This window comes from Pseudomonas faucium, from assembly GCF_021602585.1.
GTDB lineage: Bacteria > Pseudomonadota > Gammaproteobacteria > Pseudomonadales > Pseudomonadaceae > Aquipseudomonas > Aquipseudomonas faucium.
The window spans coordinates 19917-38215 of sequence record NZ_BQIP01000016.1 but is presented as its reverse complement, the minus strand read 5'-3'; the positions used below and the strand labels follow the sequence as shown (position 1 = coordinate 38215).

18 protein-coding genes are annotated in these 18299 nt (G+C 64.0%); 10 read left to right on the top strand and 8 right to left on the bottom strand.

Annotated features, from left to right (window positions below):
- Positions 1 to 45 precede the first annotated feature (45 nt).
- The 7 genes from cheB to L6D75_RS18340 form a co-directional block, all read right to left on the bottom strand.
- Positions 46 to 1059 (bottom strand): chemotaxis response regulator protein-glutamate methylesterase, encoded by a 1014-nt coding sequence (gene cheB, locus L6D75_RS18370; protein ID WP_176513606.1) that lies wholly within the window; start codon positions 1057 to 1059, stop codon positions 46 to 48.
- On the bottom strand, positions 1056 to 3344 hold the full coding sequence (locus tag L6D75_RS18365; RefSeq protein WP_176513608.1) for a hybrid sensor histidine kinase/response regulator: 2289 nt from the start codon (positions 3342 to 3344) through the stop codon (positions 1056 to 1058). Before L6D75_RS18365 ends, cheB begins: the two co-directional genes overlap by 4 nt.
- Complete coding sequence (locus L6D75_RS18360; RefSeq protein ID WP_176513610.1) at positions 3341 to 4009, bottom strand: chemotaxis protein CheW; 669 nt, start codon at positions 4007 to 4009, stop codon at positions 3341 to 3343. Before L6D75_RS18360 ends, L6D75_RS18365 begins: the two co-directional genes overlap by 4 nt.
- Positions 4006 to 5256 (bottom strand): CheR family methyltransferase, encoded by a 1251-nt coding sequence (locus L6D75_RS18355; protein ID WP_176513613.1) that lies wholly within the window; start codon positions 5254 to 5256, stop codon positions 4006 to 4008. The genes L6D75_RS18360 and L6D75_RS18355 overlap by 4 nt, the downstream gene beginning before the upstream one ends.
- Positions 5253 to 5765, bottom strand: coding sequence for a chemotaxis protein CheW (locus L6D75_RS18350; RefSeq protein ID WP_176513615.1), 513 nt, complete (start codon positions 5763 to 5765; stop codon positions 5253 to 5255). Before L6D75_RS18350 ends, L6D75_RS18355 begins: the two co-directional genes overlap by 4 nt.
- 5 nt (positions 5766 to 5770) lie before the next feature.
- Complete coding sequence (locus tag L6D75_RS18345; RefSeq protein WP_176513617.1) at positions 5771 to 7393, bottom strand: methyl-accepting chemotaxis protein; 1623 nt, start codon at positions 7391 to 7393, stop codon at positions 5771 to 5773.
- Positions 7394 to 7523: 130 nt separating this feature from the next.
- A complete protein-coding gene (locus L6D75_RS18340) occupies positions 7524 to 8207 on the bottom strand; it encodes a tellurite resistance TerB family protein (protein WP_176513619.1) in 684 nt (227 codons plus the stop codon).
- Positions 8208 to 8421: 214 nt separating this feature from the next.
- Here L6D75_RS18340 and ydcS point away from each other — a divergent pair, with 214 nt between their 5' ends.
- The 7 genes from ydcS to L6D75_RS18305 all read left to right on the top strand — a co-directional run bounded on the left by ydcS (position 8422) and on the right by L6D75_RS18305 (position 14646).
- Positions 8422 to 9573, top strand: a complete 1152-nt coding sequence (gene ydcS / locus L6D75_RS18335) for a putative ABC transporter substrate-binding protein YdcS (protein WP_176513621.1) — start codon at positions 8422 to 8424, stop codon at positions 9571 to 9573.
- Positions 9574 to 9672: 99 nt separating this feature from the next.
- Positions 9673 to 10713: an ABC transporter ATP-binding protein gene (locus L6D75_RS18330; RefSeq protein ID WP_176513623.1), complete on the top strand. Its 1041-nt coding sequence runs from the start codon at positions 9673 to 9675 to the stop codon at positions 10711 to 10713.
- A 1-nt stretch (position 10714) separates the two neighbouring features.
- On the top strand, positions 10715 to 11647 hold the full coding sequence (locus L6D75_RS18325) for an ABC transporter permease (protein WP_176513625.1): 933 nt from the start codon (positions 10715 to 10717) through the stop codon (positions 11645 to 11647).
- Complete coding sequence (locus L6D75_RS18320) at positions 11637 to 12443, top strand: ABC transporter permease (protein ID WP_176513627.1); 807 nt, start codon at positions 11637 to 11639, stop codon at positions 12441 to 12443. Before L6D75_RS18325 ends, L6D75_RS18320 begins: the two co-directional genes overlap by 11 nt.
- A 16-nt stretch (positions 12444 to 12459) precedes the next feature.
- Positions 12460 to 13884 carry a gamma-aminobutyraldehyde dehydrogenase gene (locus L6D75_RS18315; RefSeq protein WP_176513629.1) on the top strand — a complete coding sequence of 475 codons (1425 nt, stop codon included), beginning with the start codon at positions 12460 to 12462 and terminating at the stop codon, positions 13882 to 13884.
- A gap of 226 nt (positions 13885 to 14110) precedes the next feature.
- Positions 14111 to 14317: a type II toxin-antitoxin system HicA family toxin gene (locus L6D75_RS18310; RefSeq protein WP_176513631.1), complete on the top strand. Its 207-nt coding sequence runs from the start codon at positions 14111 to 14113 to the stop codon at positions 14315 to 14317.
- Positions 14314 to 14646: a type II toxin-antitoxin system HicB family antitoxin gene (locus L6D75_RS18305; protein ID WP_176513633.1), complete on the top strand. Its 333-nt coding sequence runs from the start codon at positions 14314 to 14316 to the stop codon at positions 14644 to 14646. Before L6D75_RS18310 ends, L6D75_RS18305 begins: the two co-directional genes overlap by 4 nt.
- A 9-nt stretch (positions 14647 to 14655) precedes the next feature.
- On the opposite strand, the gene L6D75_RS18300 is transcribed toward L6D75_RS18305, so the two are convergent.
- Complete coding sequence (locus L6D75_RS18300) at positions 14656 to 15762, bottom strand: NADH:flavin oxidoreductase/NADH oxidase (RefSeq protein WP_176513635.1); 1107 nt, start codon at positions 15760 to 15762, stop codon at positions 14656 to 14658.
- A 371-nt stretch (positions 15763 to 16133) separates the two neighbouring features.
- On the opposite strand from L6D75_RS18300, the gene L6D75_RS18295 reads away from it, so the two are divergent.
- The 3 genes from L6D75_RS18295 to L6D75_RS18285 all read left to right on the top strand — a co-directional run bounded on the left by L6D75_RS18295 (position 16134) and on the right by L6D75_RS18285 (position 18181).
- A complete protein-coding gene (locus L6D75_RS18295) occupies positions 16134 to 16727 on the top strand; it encodes a 2OG-Fe(II) oxygenase (protein ID WP_176513638.1) in 594 nt (197 codons plus the stop codon).
- A gap of 116 nt (positions 16728 to 16843) precedes the next feature.
- Positions 16844 to 17590, top strand: coding sequence for a hypothetical protein (locus L6D75_RS18290; RefSeq protein ID WP_176513641.1), 747 nt, complete (start codon positions 16844 to 16846; stop codon positions 17588 to 17590).
- A gap of 60 nt (positions 17591 to 17650) precedes the next feature.
- On the top strand, positions 17651 to 18181 hold the full coding sequence (locus tag L6D75_RS18285) for a hypothetical protein (RefSeq protein WP_176513644.1): 531 nt from the start codon (positions 17651 to 17653) through the stop codon (positions 18179 to 18181).
- Positions 18182 to 18299: the final 118 nt, after the last annotated feature.

Genomic DNA, 18299 nt, shown 5'->3' with positions numbered 1-18299 from the left:
TCACCTGATCACTGCAGCCGGGGCGGCGTGATTCAATACATATCGTCATTTTGCAAAGATTTCCATCAAGCGCCCGGCAATTCGCTCCAGCGGACGGATTTCCACCGCCGCATCGATTGCCGCGGCGGCCTTGGGCATGCCGTAGACTGCGCTGCTGGACTGGTCCTGGGCAATGGTCAGGAAGCCCTGCTGGCGCATCAGTTTGAGGCCCTGGGCGCCATCGCGGCCCATGCCGGTGAGCAGCACGCCCACCGCATCGCCGCGCCAGTAGCGCGCCACGCTCTCGAAGAACACATCGATCGAGGGCCGGTAGATTTCGTTGACCGGTTCAGCAGTGTAGGCCAACTGGCCATTGTGCAGCAGGCGGATATGGTGGTTGGTGCCGGCCAGCAGCACCTGCCCCGGCTGCGGCGGCTCGCCCTCGCGGGCCAGGCGCACCGGCAGCCCGCAGGCGCTGCTGAGCCATTCGGCCATGCCGGCGGCGAACACCTGATCGACATGCTGCACCAGCACGATGGACGCCGGAAACGCCTTGGGCAGGCCCTTGAGCAGCACCTCGAGGGCCGCCGGCCCACCGGCCGAGGAGCCTATCGCCACCAGGCCCCGGCGCTGGGCGGCATCGCGTATGGGCGCGGCCACCGGCTTGGTCGCGCTGGGGCGCTGCTGGCCGATCAGCCAGCTGATGTTGAGTATCTTGCGCAGCAGCGGCGCCGCCGCCTCGCGCGCATCGCCCGCGCCAAGCGCCGGGGTGTCGACCACATCCAGGGCGCCATGGCCCATGGCTTCGAACACCCGGTGCACGTTCTGCTTGCGGTCGACGGTGACGATGACGATGGCGCACGGCGTCTCGGCCATGATCCGCCGGGTCGCCTCGACGCCGTCCATCACCGGCATGATCAGGTCCATGAGGATCAGGTCGGGGGTGGCCTCGGCGCACTTGCCCACGGCCTCGGCGCCATTGCCGGCGACCCAGATCACTTCGTGCGCAGGCTCGAAGGCCAAGGCCCGGCGCAACGCCTCCACGGCCATGGGCATGTCGTTGACGATGGCGATCTTCATCCTTGAGCACCTCCGATCAGTTCGACCACCGCATCCAGCAACGCATCGTCGTGGAAGCTGGCCTTGGCCAAATAATAGTCGGCGCCGGCATCCAGGCCACGCCGGCGATCTTCCTCGCGGTCCTTGTACGACACCACCATCACCGGCAACGACTGCAGCCGCTGGTCGCGGCGCACCAGGGTGACCAGCTCGATGCCGTCCATGCGCGGCATGTCGATGTCGGTGATCAGCAGGTCGAAGTCCTCGCCCCGCAGGGCGTTCCAACCGTCCATGCCATCCACCGCCACGGCCACTTCGTAGCCGCGGTTGCTCAACAGCTTGCGCTGCAGTTCGCGCACGGTCAGCGAATCGTCGACCACCAGGATGCGCTTGCGCGCAGCGCCGCGCCCGGCCTGGGCGCCACGTTCGATACGTTCCAGGCGGCCGGTGCTCAGCAGCTTTTCCACCGAGCGCAGCAGGTCTTCGACGTCGACGATCAACACCACCGAGCCGTCGTCCAACAGCGCGCCGGCGGAGATGTCCTGGACCTTGCCCAGGCGCGGGTCGAGCGGCATCACCACCAGCACCCGCTCGCCGACCAGGCGCTCCACGGCCACGCCGTAGAGCTGTTCCCGTTCGCGGATCACCACCACGCGCAAGCTGCTTTGCTCGCCGTGGCCGTTGGGCCGGTTGAGCAGCTGGCTGGCCGCCACCAGGCCGATATGCTGGCCCTCGTGCCAGAAGTGCTGGCGCCCTTCGATCTGCACGATCTGCTCGGCGCTGACCTCCAGGGTGCGTTCGATGTGCGCCAGCGGGAAGGCGTAGGCCTCGCCGCCCACCTCCACCACCAGGCTGCGCACCACCGACAGGGTCAGCGGCACTTCCAGGTGGAAGCGACAGCCCTGGCCGGCCACCTGGGTCAGCTCGATCGAGCCGCGCAGTTCGCGGACCATGTGCTGCACCGCGTCCAGGCCGACGCCGCGGCCAGACACTTCGGTCACCTTGTCGCGCATGCTGAAGCCAGGCAGGAACAGGAAGGTCAGCAGCTCCGCCTCGCTCATCTGCGCCACCGTGGCCGCCGGCGACAGGCCACGCTCGACGATGCTGCGGCGCAACCGCTCAAGGTCGATGCCGGCGCCGTCATCGCTCAGTTCGAGAATCAGCAGGCCGGCCTGGTGGGAGGCGCGCAGGCGTATCGCGCCCTCCTCCGGCTTGCCGGCCAGCAAGCGCTGCTCGCGCTGTTCGATGCCATGGTCGACGGCATTGCGCAGCAGGTGGGTCAGCGGCGCGTCGAGCTTTTCCAGCACGTCGCGGTCGACCTGGGTCTTTTCGCCGTCGATCTGCAGGCGCACCTGTTTCCCCAGCGAGCGCCCCAGGTCACGGACCATGCGGCTCTGGCCGGTGAGCACATCGGCGAACGGACGCATCCGGCAGGCCAGTGCGGTGTCGTAGAGCAACTGTGCGCGCTGGCTGGCTTGCCAGCCGAATTCGTCGAGGTCGGCGGCCTGCTGCTGCAGGATCTGCTGGGTCTCTTGCAGCAAGCGCTGGGTCTGGGCCAGGGCGTCGAGCACTTCCGGGCTCTGGCCGCTGTCCTCCAGTTGCGCCTTGAGGCCGTCGAGGGCGCGCATGCCCTGGCCGTGCATGCGCTTGAGGCGCTGCAAGGTGGCCAGGTAGGGCTTCAGGCGCTGGGTCTCGACCAGCGACTTGCTCGACAGGTCGAGCAAGCTGTTGAGGCGGTCGGCCGTGACCCGCAGAACCCGCTCGCCGCCTTCCCCACTGCGCTTGCCAGCCTTGCGCAGGGCGGGCGCATCGCTGTCCGCCTCGGCTTCGAGCACGGGTGGCTCGGCCGGCGCTGGCGCAGGTGGCGGCACCGGCACATCGACCCGCGGCGCCTGGGCCACTGGCGCAGGCGCGGCCGACGGATCGATCAGGCCTGCCATCTGCACCAGAAACGCCGGCACCGCGGCTTCACCCTGCGGGTCATCGGGGGTGGCGATATGCAGCAGCAGGTCGGTACCGCGCAGCAGCGCATCGATATGCTCGGCACGCAGCAACAGCCGGCCTTCCTGGGCGGCCACCAGGCAGTCTTCCATCACATGGGCCACGCTGACCCCGGCATCGAGGCCGACGATCCGCGCCGCGCCCTTGAGCGAGTGGGCCGCGCGCATGCAGGCTTCCAGGTGATCGGCCTGGGTCGGGTTGCGCTCCAGCGCCATCAACCCGGTGCTGAGCACCTGGGTCTGGGCTTCGGCTTCCAGGCTGAACAGCTCGAGCAACGATGCGTCGCGCATTTGCTCAGGGGTCATGACAGGCTCCGCTGCACGGCAGACAGTAGTTGTTGTTCATCCAGCACGCGCACGCTACGCCCGCGCCACTGCAGCACGGCGGCGGTGAACGGCGCCGCTTCCTCGGCGGCAGCGGCCGGCGCGAGGTCCAGGCGGTGGATGCCATCAATTTCATCCACCGCCATCACCACCGGGCCGCCTGCCGCAGCGAGGATCAGCAGCCGGGGCATGGCCCGGCCACTGCGCGGTTGTTGTTCGGCCAACTGCTCGACCCCCAGCAGGTCGCCCAGGGACAGGCACGGCACCAGTGCGCCGCGCACGTTGGCCACGCCCTGCAACACCCGCGAGCGCTGATGCGGCAACGAATGCACCGGCTGCACCGGGGCGATTTCGGCCAGGCACGCGGTGGCCAGCGCCAGCCACTCCTCGCCCAGGCGGAACAGCAGCAGCGAGCGCCCGGCATGGGCGTCGCTGGCCTGCGCATGGTGCACCTGCTCGTCCTGGACCAGCGCGTAGCGGTCCAGCAGGCGCGTGGCGGCTGCAGCGTAGACATCGCAATTGCGGCAGTGGATGTGCCGTTCCAAAAGCGGGCACTGCTTGTTGCCATGCACGCCGATGCGGTTCCAGCAGTCATCGATGTGCTGGTCGTCTTCGGCGAGCAACGCCACGGCGTGTTCGACGTTCATCGTTCAGACTCCCGACCGGCGCGCGCGGCGCGTTCCTGCAGGCGACGGGCACCGGCGCTGTCCCCTTGGGCAGCCAGCAAAGTGGCCAGGTGCAGCAGCGCCTCGGCATGCTGCGGCTCCAGGTACAGGGCCTTGCGGTAATGGCTCAGCGCTTGCGCGGCGTCGCCTTCGGTGTCGCTGAGCAGCCCCAGCCAGTAGTACACCTGGGCCTTGGGCGCAAACTCGCGCAGGTAGCGCTGGCAGCTCGCTCGCGCCTGGGCGCTGTCGCCGGCATTGGCCTGCTGGGCGATGCTGGCCAGCAACTCGCTTTCGCTCTCGCGTGGCTCAGCCTTGGGCGCTGCGGCCGCTATCAGCCTGCGCGGCTGTGGCGCAGGCGCTGGCCGGCTGGGCACGCTCGGCGCGACGCTGGCGGGGGCGCTGTGCAGGGGTTTGGGCGCGGCAACCGGCGTTTCGGCAGGTTGGCGCACGTAGGCAAACGACTGGGCAATCCCCAGCGGGCGCATGCCCAGGCGCGCCAGCAGGCTGCCCTCGGCAGGCCCGATGAACAGCACACCCTGGTCGTGCACCAGGCGCTTGAGCACCTCGAAGACCCGCTGCTGGGTCGGCACGTCGAAGTAGATCAGCAGGTTGCGGCAGAACACGAAATCGTACTGGCCATTGCGCCCGGCCAGGATCGGGTCGAGCACATTGCCCACTTCGAACCTCACCTGCTGCCGCACCCGCGCGTCCAGTTCATGGTTGTCGCCGGCTTCGTGGAAATGCCGCTCGCGAAATGCCAGCGCCTGGCCACGGAAGGAGTTGCGCCCGTACACGGCCTTTTTCGCCTTGGCCACCGAATTGGGGCTGATATCGATGGCATCGACCTGGAAGGCCGTCGGCTGCATGCCCGAATCCAGCAGGGCCATGGCCAGCGAGTAAGGCTCCTCGCCGGTGGAACAGGGCAGGCTGAGCAGGCGCAACGGCCGCTCGCCGGCCAGTTCGGCCAAGCGCTTGTGGGCCAGGCCGACCAGCGCGGTGAACGATTCGGGGTAGCGGAAAAACCAGGTTTCCGGAACGATCACCGCCTCGATCAGCGCCTGTTGTTCGTCTGCCGACTGCTGCAGGCGCAGCCAGTAATCGTCGAGGTCGGCGGCATTCAGGGCGACACAGCGCTGGCGCAGGGCCCGTTCGACCATGGGGATGCCCACCGACTCGACATCCAGGCCGATGCGCTCCTGCAAGAAACGGAAAAACCGCTGATGGCTCATGAGCCCACCTGCTGCTGGCCTGGCTGCTCGGCAAACAGCAACGCGCGCACCGCGTCGCTGAGCAGGTCATCCACCTCGATGCGCTGCAGGATGCCCTGGGCATCCTGGCGCACCGGGCCCAGGTAAGGCGCCTCGCCGTTGTCCAGGCCATAGGGCTGGAACTCGTCTGGCGGGCAGCGCAGGGTGTCGGTGGCCTGCTCCAGGATCAGCCCCAGCTGATGCACCTTGCGGTAATGCACCAGCACCAGGCGCGTGCTGGTGCGCTCGGCGGCGGGCCGGGCAAAGCTCAGGGCGCACAGGTCGATCACCGGCACCAGCACGCCGCGGTGGGCGAGGATGCCGGCGACCCAGGCCGGAGCCTGGGCGATCGGCTTGAGCGGCCGGCGCGGCAGCACCTCGATCACTTCGCGCACATCCAGGGCGAAGCGCTGCTGGTCGAGTCGAAACTGCAGGTACAGCGTGCCCTTGGCGCGGGCCGCCGCTGCCGAATGCGGATGCAGGTCGGTCATCTGGGTCAGACTTTGAAACGCGACACGCCGCCACGCAGGCCGGCGGCCACCTGGCTCAGCTCATCGATGGCAAAGCTGGCCTGGCGCAGCGACTCCACGGTCTGGGTACTGGCGTCGCTGAGCTGGGCCAGCGCCTGGTTGATCTGCTCGGCCCCGGTGGCCTGGGCCTGCATGCCCTCGTTGACCATCAGCACCCGCGGCGCCAGCGCCTGCACCTGGTGGATGATCTGGCTCAGTTGCTCACCCACCTGCTGCACCTCGAACATGCCGCGGCGCACTTCTTCGGAGAACTTGTCCATGCCCATGACCCCGGCCGATACCGCCGACTGGATTTCCCGCACCATCTGCTCGATGTCGTAGGTGGCCACGGCCGTCTGATCGGCCAGGCGCCGCACCTCGGTGGCGACCACGGCAAAACCGCGGCCGTACTCGCCGGCCTTTTCCGCTTCGATGGCGGCGTTGAGCGACAGCAGGTTGGTCTGGTCGGCGACCTTGACGATGGTCACCACCATCTGGGTGATGTTGCTGGCCTTTTCGTTGAGGATCGACAGTTTGGCGTTGACCAGGTCGGCAGCCCCCATGACCTGGTGCATGGTCTCTTCCATGCGCGCCAGGCCTTGCTGGCCGGAGCCTGCCAGGCTCGAGGCCTGGTCGGCGGCGCTGGTCACTTCGGTCATGGTGCGCACCAGGTCGCGCGAGGTGGCGGCGATTTCCCGGGAGGTGGCGCCGATCTCGGTGGTGGTGGCTGCGGTCTCGGTGGCGGTGGCCTGCTGCTGCTTGGAGGTGGCGGCAATCTCGGTGACCGAGGTGGTCACCTGCACCGACGAGCGCTGGGCCTGGGACACCAGGTTGGCCAGCGCCTCGGCCATTTCGTTGAAGCCACTTTCGATGGCGCCGAATTCATCCTTGCGGTCCAGGCTCAGGCGCATGCTCAAATCGCCCGAGCGCAGCTTGTCGAGGGCATGCACCACGCGCTGCACCGGCGCGGTGATGGCGCGCATCAGCAACAGGCCGCAGATACCGGCGGCAATGATCGCCAGCAACAGCGAAACCATCATGCTGCCCTTGGCGGTGCTCACGGCGCTGACGATTTCCTGGGTGGCGGCATCGGCCGATTCGCGGTTGTGCTCGATGACCGTGTTGAGGTGCTTGCGCCCATCGACCCAGGCCGGGGTCAGCACGTCGCTGATCAGCCGCTGGGCTTCGCCGTAGTTGTGCTGGCGATAGGCATCGAGCACCTCGCCAACGATCTTGACGTAGGTTTCTTCCATCTTCACGAAGTCGTCGAACCTGGCCTGGTCGCCGCGGTCCTGGATGGTGGCCTGGTAGCTGGCCATGTGCTGCTTGAGGCGCTCTTCGAAGCTCTTGAACAGCTCCATGTCGGCCGGGGTGATTTCGCGGTGGTTGGACAACCCCACCAGCTGCTGGCTGGTGACGTAGCTGTCGACCCAGGCGCTGCGGATCATCGAGCTGTAGTAGACCCCGGGAATGCTGTCGGTACCCACCGCCTCCTCGGCACTTTCGATCGCCACCAGCCGCGAGTAGGCGGCCACGATCATCAGCAGCATGATGGCGATGATCACGGCGAAACTTGCCAGGATCCGTTGGCGCAAGGTCCAGTTCTTCACATTCAGCCCTCAGGAATTCACAACGAGCGGGAAAAATCGTCGAAGTATAGCCTAGGCTTCCTACGGTTTTGCGGCTGAAGTGCGGGGTATTCAGGCATCCTTGCCCAATGGACAGGCCATTTGCCACTTATTACGCCGAGGCGAGGCGCACCTGGTTCTCCAGTTCCTGGCGCAAGGCAGGGTCCAGGCGCAGCTGGCGGGCCAGTTCGTCAAGGTAGGCGCGCTCCATGAAGTTTTCCTGGTCGACCATCATCACGCTGGCCAGGTACATCTCTGCCGCCATCTCCGGGGTTTGCGCCGCGCGGGCGACTTCGGCCGGGTCCAGGGGCTTGTTGAGCTCGGTGTGCAGCCACTGCTGCAGCTCGCCGTCGTTGTCCAGGCGGGTGAACTCGCCTTCGATCAGTTGCCGCTCGCGCTCATCGATATGGCCATCGGACTTGGCCGCCGCCACCAGGGCGCGCAGCACCGCCTGGCTGTGGATTTCGGCCTGGGCCGGCGGCAGCCGGTCGAGGGTCTGGGGCGCCGCGCCCTGCCCCGCGCCCTGGCGCGCCTGCCAGTTGCCGTAGGCCTTGTAGGCAAGCACACCAAGCGCCGCCAGGCCGCCGTAGGTCAGCACCTTGCCGCCCACCTTGCGCCCCTTCTTGTTCCCCAGCAGCAGGCCCATGGCCCCGGCGGCCAAGGCACCGCCGCCAGCACCGGACAACAGGCTGCCGAGCCCGCCCGCGCCTGGCGAAGGTTTGCCGGCGGACGACTGCTTGTTCAGCAGTTGCTGGCCGGATTTGAGCAATTGATCGAGCAAGCCCCGGGTGTTCATGCGCGTGTCTCCACGTTTCAGAAAGTAACGGCCAGAGTAAGCCTTGCCAGGTGCCCGGCCACGCCCGGATTTGCTTCCAGATGTTGCTTTAGCTGGCAAAAAGCCAACTAGACTCGATATCGCCAACGTACTGCGCAAGCGCACTACGCTTATAGCCAATGCTTCACCGCTTGCGTGATGACTGCCCCGATTTCCAAGAACAAGAGGGAACACCATGTCAGTGCACAAGACCGCATTGCTCGGCGCCGTGACCGGCGCGCTGCTGGCCAGCGCCGGCCTGCAGGCTGCCGAGCTGCCCAAGGCCCTGGGCGCCACCGAAGGCCAGCTGGATATCGTCGCCTGGCCCGGCTACATCGAGCGCGGCGAGAGCGACAAGGCCTATGACTGGGTCAGCGGCTTCGAGAAAGACACCGGTTGCAAGGTCAACGTCAAGACCGCTGCCACTTCCGACGAAATGGTCAGCCTGATGAACAAGGGCGGCTACGACCTGGTCACCGCCTCCGGCGATGCCTCGCTGCGGCTGATCGTCGGCAAGAAGGTGCAGCCGATCAACACCGCGCTGATCCCCAACTGGAAGAACATCGACCCACGCCTGCAGAACGGCGGCTGGTACGTGGTCGACAAGCAAGTCTACGGCACGCCGTACCAGTGGGGCCCCAACGTGCTGCTGTACAACACCAACACCTTCAAGCAGGCGCCGACCAGCTGGGGCGTGGTGTTCCAGCCGCAGGAGCTGCCCGACGGCAAGCCGAACAAGGGCCGGGTGCAGGCCTACGACGGGCCGATCTACATCGCCGACGCGGCGCTGTACCTGAAATCGGCCAAGCCGGAGCTGGGCATCCAGGACCCCTACGAGCTCAACGAGGCCCAGTACAAGGCCGTGCTCGAACTGCTGCGCCAGCAGCAGCCGCTGATCCATCGTTACTGGCACGACGCCACGGTGCAGATGAGCGATGTAAAGAACGAGGGCGTGGTCGCGTCCAGTTCATGGGGCTACATGGTCAATGGCCTGAAGGCCGAGAACCAGCCCGTGGCCTCGACCATTCCGAAGGAAGGCGCCACGGGCTGGGCCGATACCACCATGCTGCACAGCGAGGCCAAGCACCCCAACTGCGCCTACAAGTGGATGGACTGGTCGCTGCAACCGAAGGTGCAAGGCGATGTGGCGGCCTGGTTCGGCTCGTTGCCGGCGGTGCCGGCGGCGTGCACCGGCAGCGAACTGCTGGGGGCCGAGGGGTGCAAGACCAACGGTTTCGACAACTTCGACAAGATTGCCTTCTGGAAGACGCCACAGGCCCAGGGCGGCAAGTTCGTACCCTATAGCCGCTGGACCCAGGATTACATCGCGATCATGGGCGGGCGCTGAGGTCGATTGCGCCTGTACTGGCCCCATCGCCGGCAAGCCGGCTCCCACAAGTGCCGGCGATGGGGCCAGGCAACCCAACACAACAGCCGAGTAGTGCCCATGCCCCTAGCCGTCCAGTTCACCCAGGTTTGCCGCACCTTCGGCGAGGTCAAGGCTGTCGACCAGGTCAGCATCGACATCGAAGACGGCGAATTCTTTTCCATGCTCGGCCCTTCAGGCTCGGGCAAGACCACCTGCCTGCGCCTGATCGCCGGCTTCGAACAACCCGACAGCGGTTCGATCCGCATCCATGGCAGCGAAGCCGCTGGCGTGCCGCCCTACCAGCGGGACGTCAACACGGTGTTCCAGGACTACGCACTGTTCCCGCACATGAACGTGCGCGACAACATTGCCTATGGCCTGAAGGTCAAGGGCGTGGCCAAGGCCGAACGCCATGCCCGGGCCGAAGAGGCCCTGGCCATGGTCGCCCTGGCCGGCTACGGCGAGCGCAAGCCGGCGCAGCTTTCCGGTGGCCAGCGCCAGCGTGTGGCCCTGGCCCGCGCCCTGGTCAACCGGCCACGGGTGCTGTTGCTCGACGAGCCGCTGGGCGCGCTCGACCTGAAACTGCGCGAACAGATGCAGGGCGAGCTGAAGAAGCTGCAGCGCCAGTTGGGCATCACCTTCATCTTCGTCACCCACGACCAGACCGAGGCGCTGTCGATGTCCGACCGCGTGGCGGTGTTCAACCGCGGGCGCATCGAGCAAGTCGACACCCCGCGCCAGCTCTACATGAAGCCGGCCACCACCTTCGTCGCCGAATTCGTCGGCACCTCCAACGTGGTCCGCGGCGACCTGGCCGAGCAGCTCAGCGGGGCGCGCGCGCCGTTCTCCATTCGCCCCGAACATATCCGCCTGGGCGACCTGCCCGGCGACGGGCCGCACGTGCAGCTCAGCGGCCTGCTGCGCGACATCCAGTACCAGGGCAGCGCCACGCGCTACGAAGTGCAGCTGGACAACGGCCAATTGCTGGCGGTGAGCCACGCCAACGACCGCTGGCAAGACCAGCCGCAACCCTGGCAGGCCGGCCAGCGGGTGCAGGTGCGCTGGCCGCGCGAGGCGATGACGGCGCTGCAGGAAACCGTGCTGGCCGAGGGCCGCTGACATGAGCCTGGCGCAACCCTCTGCAAGCCCGCTGCGGCGCTTTGCCAACCTTTTGTACCGGCGCCCCAACCTGTACCTGTCACTGCTGCTGATTGCGCCTTTGACCTGGTTCGGCGCGATCTACCTGGGGTCGTTGCTCAACCTGATGTGGCAAGGCTTCTACACCTTCGACGACTTCACCATGGCGGTGACGCCGACCCTGACCCTGGGCAACTTCGCCGCCCTGTTCAACCCCTCGAACTTCGACATCATCCTGCGCACCTTGAGCATGGCCGTTGCGGTGTCGCTGGCCAGCGCGGTGCTGGCCTTCCCCATCGCCTACTACATGGCGCGCTACACCAGCGGCAAGACCAAGGCGTTTTTCTACATCGCGGTGATGCTGCCGATGTGGGCCAGCTATATCGTCAAGACCTATGCCTGGACCCTGCTGCTGGCCAAGGGCGGCGTGGCCCAGTGGTTCGTCCAGCAACTGCACCTGGATGCGCTGCTGCAAGCCGTGCTGGCCGTGCCCGGCGTGGGCGGCAGCACGCTGTCGACCTCGCACCTGGGGCGCTTCATGGTGTTCGTGTACATCTGGCTGCCGTTCATGATCCTGCCGATCCAGGCCTCGCTCGAGCGCCTGCCTCCGTCGCTGCTGCAAGCCTCGGCAGACCTCGGCGCAAGGCCTGCGCAGACGTTCTGGCAGGTGATCCTGCCGCTGTCGATCCCAGGCATCGCCGCCGGCTCGATCTTCACCTTCTCGCTGACCCTGGGCGACTTCATCGTGCCGCAGCTGATCGGCCCGCCCGGCTACTTCATCGGCAGCATGGTCTACGCCCAGCAAGGGGCGATCGGCAACATGCCGATGGCCGCCGCGTTCACCCTGGTGCCGATCGTGCTGATTGCGCTGTACCTGTCCATCGTCAAGCGCCTGGGAGCCTTCGATGCACTCTGAAAAAGCCACCCTCGGCCTGCGCCTGGCGGCGTGGGGCGGCTTGCTGTTCTTGCACTTCCCGATCCTGATCATCGTGCTGTACGCCTTCAACACCGAAGACGCCGCCTTCAGCTTCCCGCCCCAGGGCTTTACCCTGAAATGGTTCGCCGTGGCCTTCGCCCGCGCGGACGTACTCGAGGCCATCAAGCTGTCGCTGCAGGTGGCCTGCCTGGCCACGCTGATCGCCCTGGTGCTCGGCACCCTGGCGTCGGCGGCGCTGTACCGGCGCAGCTTCTTCGGCAAGGAGGGCATTTCGCTGATGCTGATCCTGCCGATCGCCCTGCCCGGCATCATCACCGGCATCGCCTTGCTGTCGGCGTTCAAGAGCCTGGGCATCGAGCCTGGGGTTTTCACCATCGTCGTCGGCCACGCCACCTTCTGCGTGGTGATCGTCTACAACAACGTGATCGCGCGGCTGCGGCGCACCTCGCAAAGCCTGATCGAGGCCTCGATGGACCTGGGCGCCGATGGCTGGCAGACCTTTCGCTACATCATCCTGCCCAACCTCGGTTCGGCGCTGCTGGCCGGCGGCATGCTGGCCTTTGCCCTGTCCTTCGACGAAATCATCGTCACAACGTTCACCGCCGGCCACGAGCGCACGCTGCCGATCTGGTTGCTCAACCAGCTCAGCCGCCCGCGCGACGTGCCGGTGACCAACGTGGTCGCCATGCTGGTGATGCTGGTGACCATGCTGCCGATCCTCGGCGCCTACTACCTGACCCGCGGCGGCGAAGGCGTCGCAGGCAGCGGCAAATGACCTCAAAGGAGCCCCCATGCAAACCGATATGCTGATCAATGGCCGCCTGGTCGCTGGCGAAGGCCCGGCCTGGACCGTGCTCAACCCGGCCGAGGGCAGCGCCCTGGTACAGATCAACGAGGCCACCGAAGCCCAGGTCGATACCGCCGTGCGCGCCGCCGACCTGGCCTTCGACAGCTGGTCGCAGACCAGCCCCAAGGAACGCTCGCTGGCCCTGCTGGCGCTGGCCGACGCCATCGAGGCGCATGGCGACGAGCTGGCCAGGCTGGAGTCGCACAACTGCGGCAAACCCTTCGCCGCCGCGCTGAACGACGAGATACCGGCCATCGTCGATGTGTTCCGCTACTTTGCCGGTGCCGCCCGCTGCCCGGGCGGCTCGGCGGCCGGCGAATACCTGCCGGGGCACACCTCGATGATCCGCCGCGACCCACTGGGCGTGGTGGCCTCGATCGCGCCGTGGAACTACCCGCTGATGATGCTGGCGTGGAAGATCGCCCCGGCCCTGGCCGCCGGCAATACCGTGGTCATCAAGCCGTCCGAGCTGACCCCGCTGACCGCCCTGCGGGTGGGCGAGCTGGCCAAGGACCTGCTGCCTGCCGGCGTGCTCAATATCCTTTTCGGCCGTGGGCAAACGGTCGGCAACCCGCTGGTCACCCACCCCAAGGTGCGCATGGTGTCGCTGACCGGCTCGATCCCCACCGGCGCGCACATCATCGGCGCCACGGCCGACAGCGTGAAGCGCATGCACATGGAGCTGGGCGGCAAGGCGCCGGTGCTGGTGTTCGACGATGCCGACATCGATGCCGCCATCGAGGGCATTCGCACCTTCGGCTTCTACAACGCAGGCCAGGACTGCACGGCGGCCTGCCGCCTGTATGTGCAAAGCGGCATCTACGAGCGTTTTGTCGAGCGCCTGGGCCAGGCGGTTGCGAGCCTCAAAGCCGGCGTGCAGGACGCCGAGGACACCGAGCTGGGGCCGCTGATCAGCGCCCAGCACCGTGACAAGGTGGCGGGCCTGGTGAACCGCGCCATTGCCCAGCCGCACATTCGCCTGGTCACCGGCGGCAAGGCACTGCCTGGGGATGGTTTTTTCTTCGCACCCACGGTGCTGGCCGATGCCTTGCAGGACGATGAGATCGTGCGCAACGAAGTGTTCGGCCCGGTGGTGTCGGTGACCCGCTTCACCGATGAAGCCCAGGCGCTGGAGTGGGCCAACGACTCCGAATACGGCCTGGCCTCGTCGGTGTGGACCCGCGACACCGGCCGCGCCCATCGCCTGGCGGCGCGGTTGCAATATGGCTGCACCTGGGTCAACACCCACTTCATGCTGGTCAGCGAGATGCCCCATGGCGGGCAGAAGCACTCGGGGTATGGCAAGGACATGTCGATGTATGGGCTGGAGGATTACACCTGTGTGCGGCATGTGATGATCAAGCATTGAACCTGGGGAGGCATCACTGACGCTATCGCCGGCAAGCCGGCTCCCACAGGTACTCTGCAAGCCTTGATGCTGCTGGGTACCTGTGGGCAATTTGGCTTCATTATTTTGCGACCTTTCATTCAAAGCTCAGCCGAGCGCCCTACAGCCAACTAATGACTTGGTATCATATTCTGATACCAGGAACAGTCATCAAAGATCGACCCTTCTGGCCATCTTCAAAAAACCGGTGCCCAAGGCCCTGGAATGGGTGCGCGTGGAATCGTTGCTGATTTCGATCGGAGCCAAGGTCATTGAAGGGAGGGGGTCGCGCGTGCGCTTTGAACTCAATGGCGTGATCGCCACGTTTCACCGGCCACATCCAGACAAGCATGCCAAGCCTTATCAATTGCACGGCGCCCGCCAGTTCCTTGAGCAGGCAGGAGTGACACCATGAATGTAATGACTTACCGCGGCTATGCCGCACGAATCGAATACAGCGATGAAGACCAGCTGCTGATCGGCCACGTGGCCGGGATACGTGACGTCATCGGCTTTCATGCAGAGTCGATAAGCGAACTACGGCAAGCGTTTCAGGAGGCGGTGGACGACTACATCGAAACCTGCGAGCGGCTAGGCAAAGAGCCGCAAAAGGCTTACTCCGGGAAATTGAGCCTGCGCCTGGAACCTGCTCTGCACGCCAGCGTGGCAACCAAGGCCGAGCTGGCGCACAAGAGCATCAATCAATGGGTGAGCGACATCCTCAGCCAGGCTGCCTACAACTGAGCCTTGCGATCAATCGCGCAAATCGGACTCGTGAATCGGGTTCGCCCGGCTTGTAGCGCGCTGATATTGCGCAGGCCAGGTCGCCTTGTTGCCGCCCAAGTCATCATCGGCATGCAGGGGCCAGTACGGGTCGCGCAGTAGCTCACGGGCCAGGAAGATGACATCGGCCTGCCCGGTGCGCAGGATGTGCTCGGCCTGGGCCGGTTCGGTGATCATGCCTACCGTGCCGGTGGCAATTTCCGACTCCTTGCGCACACGCTCGGCGAAGCGGGTCTGGTAGCCGGGGCCGGTGGGGATTTCGGCGTTGACCGAGGTACCGCCCGAGGACACATCGATCAGGTCGACACCGAGCACGCGCAGGCGCCGGGCCAGCTCGACGGTCTCGTCCGGGTTCCAGCCATCTTCCACCCAATCGGTCGCCGACACCCGGACGAACAGCGGCAACTCCTGGGGCCAGGCCTTGCGCACCGCTTCGGTAACCTGAAGGGTCAGGCGGATGCGGTTTTCGAAGCTGCTGCCATATTCGTCGCGGCGCTGGTTGCTCAGGGGCGAGAGGAACTGGTGCAGCAGGTAGCCGTGGGCGGCATGAATCTCGACCACCTTGAAACCGGCCTCCAGCGCCCGTTCGGTCGCGGCCACGAAGGCCGCGATCACGCCCTGGATTTCATCCTGGGTCAACTCACGCGGTGGGGTGTGCTGTGGGTCGAAGGCAATCTTCGACGGGCCCACTGGCTGCCAGCCGCCGTCTTCGATCTTCACGCTGCCCTGCTTGCCCAGCCATGGGCGATGGGTGCTGGCCTTGCGCCCGGCGTGGGCCAGTTGAATGCCCGGCACGGCGCCTTGGGCAGTGATGAAACGGGTGATGCGCTGCAGTGGCGCAATTTGCGCGTCGTCCCACAGGCCAAGGTCTTCGGCGGTGATCCGCCCATCGGCAGTGACCGCCACCGCTTCGGTGATGACCAGCCCGGCGCCACCCACGGCGCGGCTGCCCAGGTGAACGAGGTGCCAGTCGTTGGCCAGGCCATCGACGGCGGAATACTGGCACATTGGCGAAACCGCGATACGGTTGGGCAGCGTTAGCTGACGCAGGGTGTAAGGCTCGAGCAGCAGGCTCATGAGGGCACCTCCCAAGGACTCCAATGGTGATCCGGCCCGGACACTCATGCACGACGCTGGTCCGGTATCGGTCATTAATCAGACTAGACCAGATTGGTGGGGGGGAAGGTTCCCTGGGATTGCTGACTGCTCCGACGCCCTGGGTGATACCACCCTTCACCGCGATTTGACGCCAGCAGGCTTGGCTATCTAGAAAGAGCCTACAAAGTAATTTCAATAATCCTACGACTGCGCAGGAAGTTCTTTTCAATAAGTAACACCTCCGTCCTATCGCCGCTAAAAAACAAAAAAACTATCGTCGTTGTCGCCATCGAATTGCGAAAAATCCGCGTAAATCAAGGAAAACATCCATCGACTCGACGATCATGACAATGAGCAAAATTTTCTCCACACAAGATATAAGCACGCTCGATAACGCCATTACCGACCACGAACAACTTCTGCTCACCAAGGCATTTTCTGATGCTTTATGGAGATATGACTGGCCGGTGAACTCGACACCCTTCTCACGTCCCTGCTGGCATTTCTTCGTTGCAGGAAGCCGCCGCGAATCGCTCGAATGCTGCGAAGCGGAGATGGCAAACGATAAACGCTGGGGATTTCTGCTTAAAATTTGGCAACGTTTGAAAGTAACGCACATTACAAACTCGAAACTAATTGGCGTCTACGCAAACGGACAGACGACAGGGCAGGACAGCCCGATACATCGAGACAATCTACCCAGCGAACCAGGCCAAACCGCAGTGATTTTCTGTAACGACTTTTGGGCTACGACCTGGGGAGGCGAACTTATGTATTGCAATGACGTGAAGAACGACATTATCGCTGCGGTGCTTCCCAAGCCTAAACGCATTGTTGTGTTCAACGGCGAAATCCCACACAGGGCAAAATCGCCAGCAATTGAATGTGATCGTTTACGAGTGACACTTGCATTTAAAACAATCAGAAGCAAGCCACATGACTAATCGTGTCGAAATATTTGTCGCCATGGTAGACCGCGTGGGTAAACCTGGATTCCAGGCTGGGGCAGCATCAGCCGTACATGACCAGTTTAATACCGACAAAGAGGGATTTGCACTAGTTGTACAAAGCGCTCAAACCAGATACCGCAATCGCTTCTGTACTTTCTGTAAACCAGATGACGGCCGGGGCCGTACCGTTCATCAACATTGCCACCAACTCCCTCGCCGCGACGGTTACTTTCTTAAAAATTGTTGCCGAATACCGAAGTGATCAAAAGCTAAACCATGGTGACGTTGTCAGTCTTGTGGGTAACGTTGCCGGCGTCGTCGCAGGTTTTGCAATACTACTAGGAGGACCTGTGACCGCCGGCATTTTCACCGCGGTATCACTGGGGGCAAGTTTAATAGGGGCATACAATTCAGACCTCGCCGAGAAAATCCACACAACCGCCACAGACTCCATAATAAATTTATTGAAAACTCATGACATTGCACAGGAACCTTCTACCCCGCTCATAGCGCCAAACCTAGCAGTAACAGACCCAGCTTCGATAGCCTCGCATTTTGGCGGATTGATTACGGTAATCACATGGAACCCAACTACTCACGACATCAAGCTAGATACCCGCATGCTTGAGGAGCTTAAATCCAACCCAGGTATTCCACCTATTCCCATTGGCGGAACTAACCTAACCGATACAATATCTGCTCCCGAGCACCCAGGAGATGCAACTCTGACTATAGGGATTGAAAGCTTAAATGGGCAGGCGCCCGTGGGGCCGATGCCGTCAGTTACCGTTGGCTTTGGCGCAGGCCAAGATAAATATGCGTGTTGCGCTGCAGCAGACCAAGATAAATATCACTGACCACTCATCACTTTTAGGAAAGAGGCACCGATGCTAACGTGGGGAGCTTGGATCAAACTGATGCGCAGCCTACCTGCGCAGGACCGTGTGAAGTGCCTGGTTTTGAACGGTTGCGCATTGCTCTGTTTACTACCCATTTTTCTCTATGGCTTTGGAGAGAAAATTAAGCCAGTTACCGCTCCATGGGTTCGCATGCCTGCGTTATTGAGTTCAAAACCCGAAATTTGGGAGTACGACAAATCCATATACGGGATAGGTGTTCGCTACAATGCGCCCAACGGCCAAAAGCTTAAAGCATGGATATACGTGGACAGATCCCGCTACGACAACGCCAATATCAGTAAAGCAACACCTCTATTCGTAGAAGTCGAAGATACCCTTTCAGGCCCTATCGTAAGGACATTATCGACGGAGGATGAAATATTATCCGACCCCTCACTCAGACAACGTGTCAACGAAACGAGTGATCGGAAAGCTGCAACAGGAATGATGTTCGTCTGCACGCTCAGCCTACTCTCATTTTCAGGGGCTGCAGTGATTCACTGGCAGAGCCTGCGCAATAAGAAGCTACAGCGCACGATCGAAACATAGCCACATTTCCCGCTTCGCTACGCCAGTGGCCAACGGCGGATGGGTGTTTGGGCTGCAGTGAACCGCAGAGCGACCAAGAGTTCGTCAGTAGGCTTGCAGCGTCTAACAGACAGAGCGC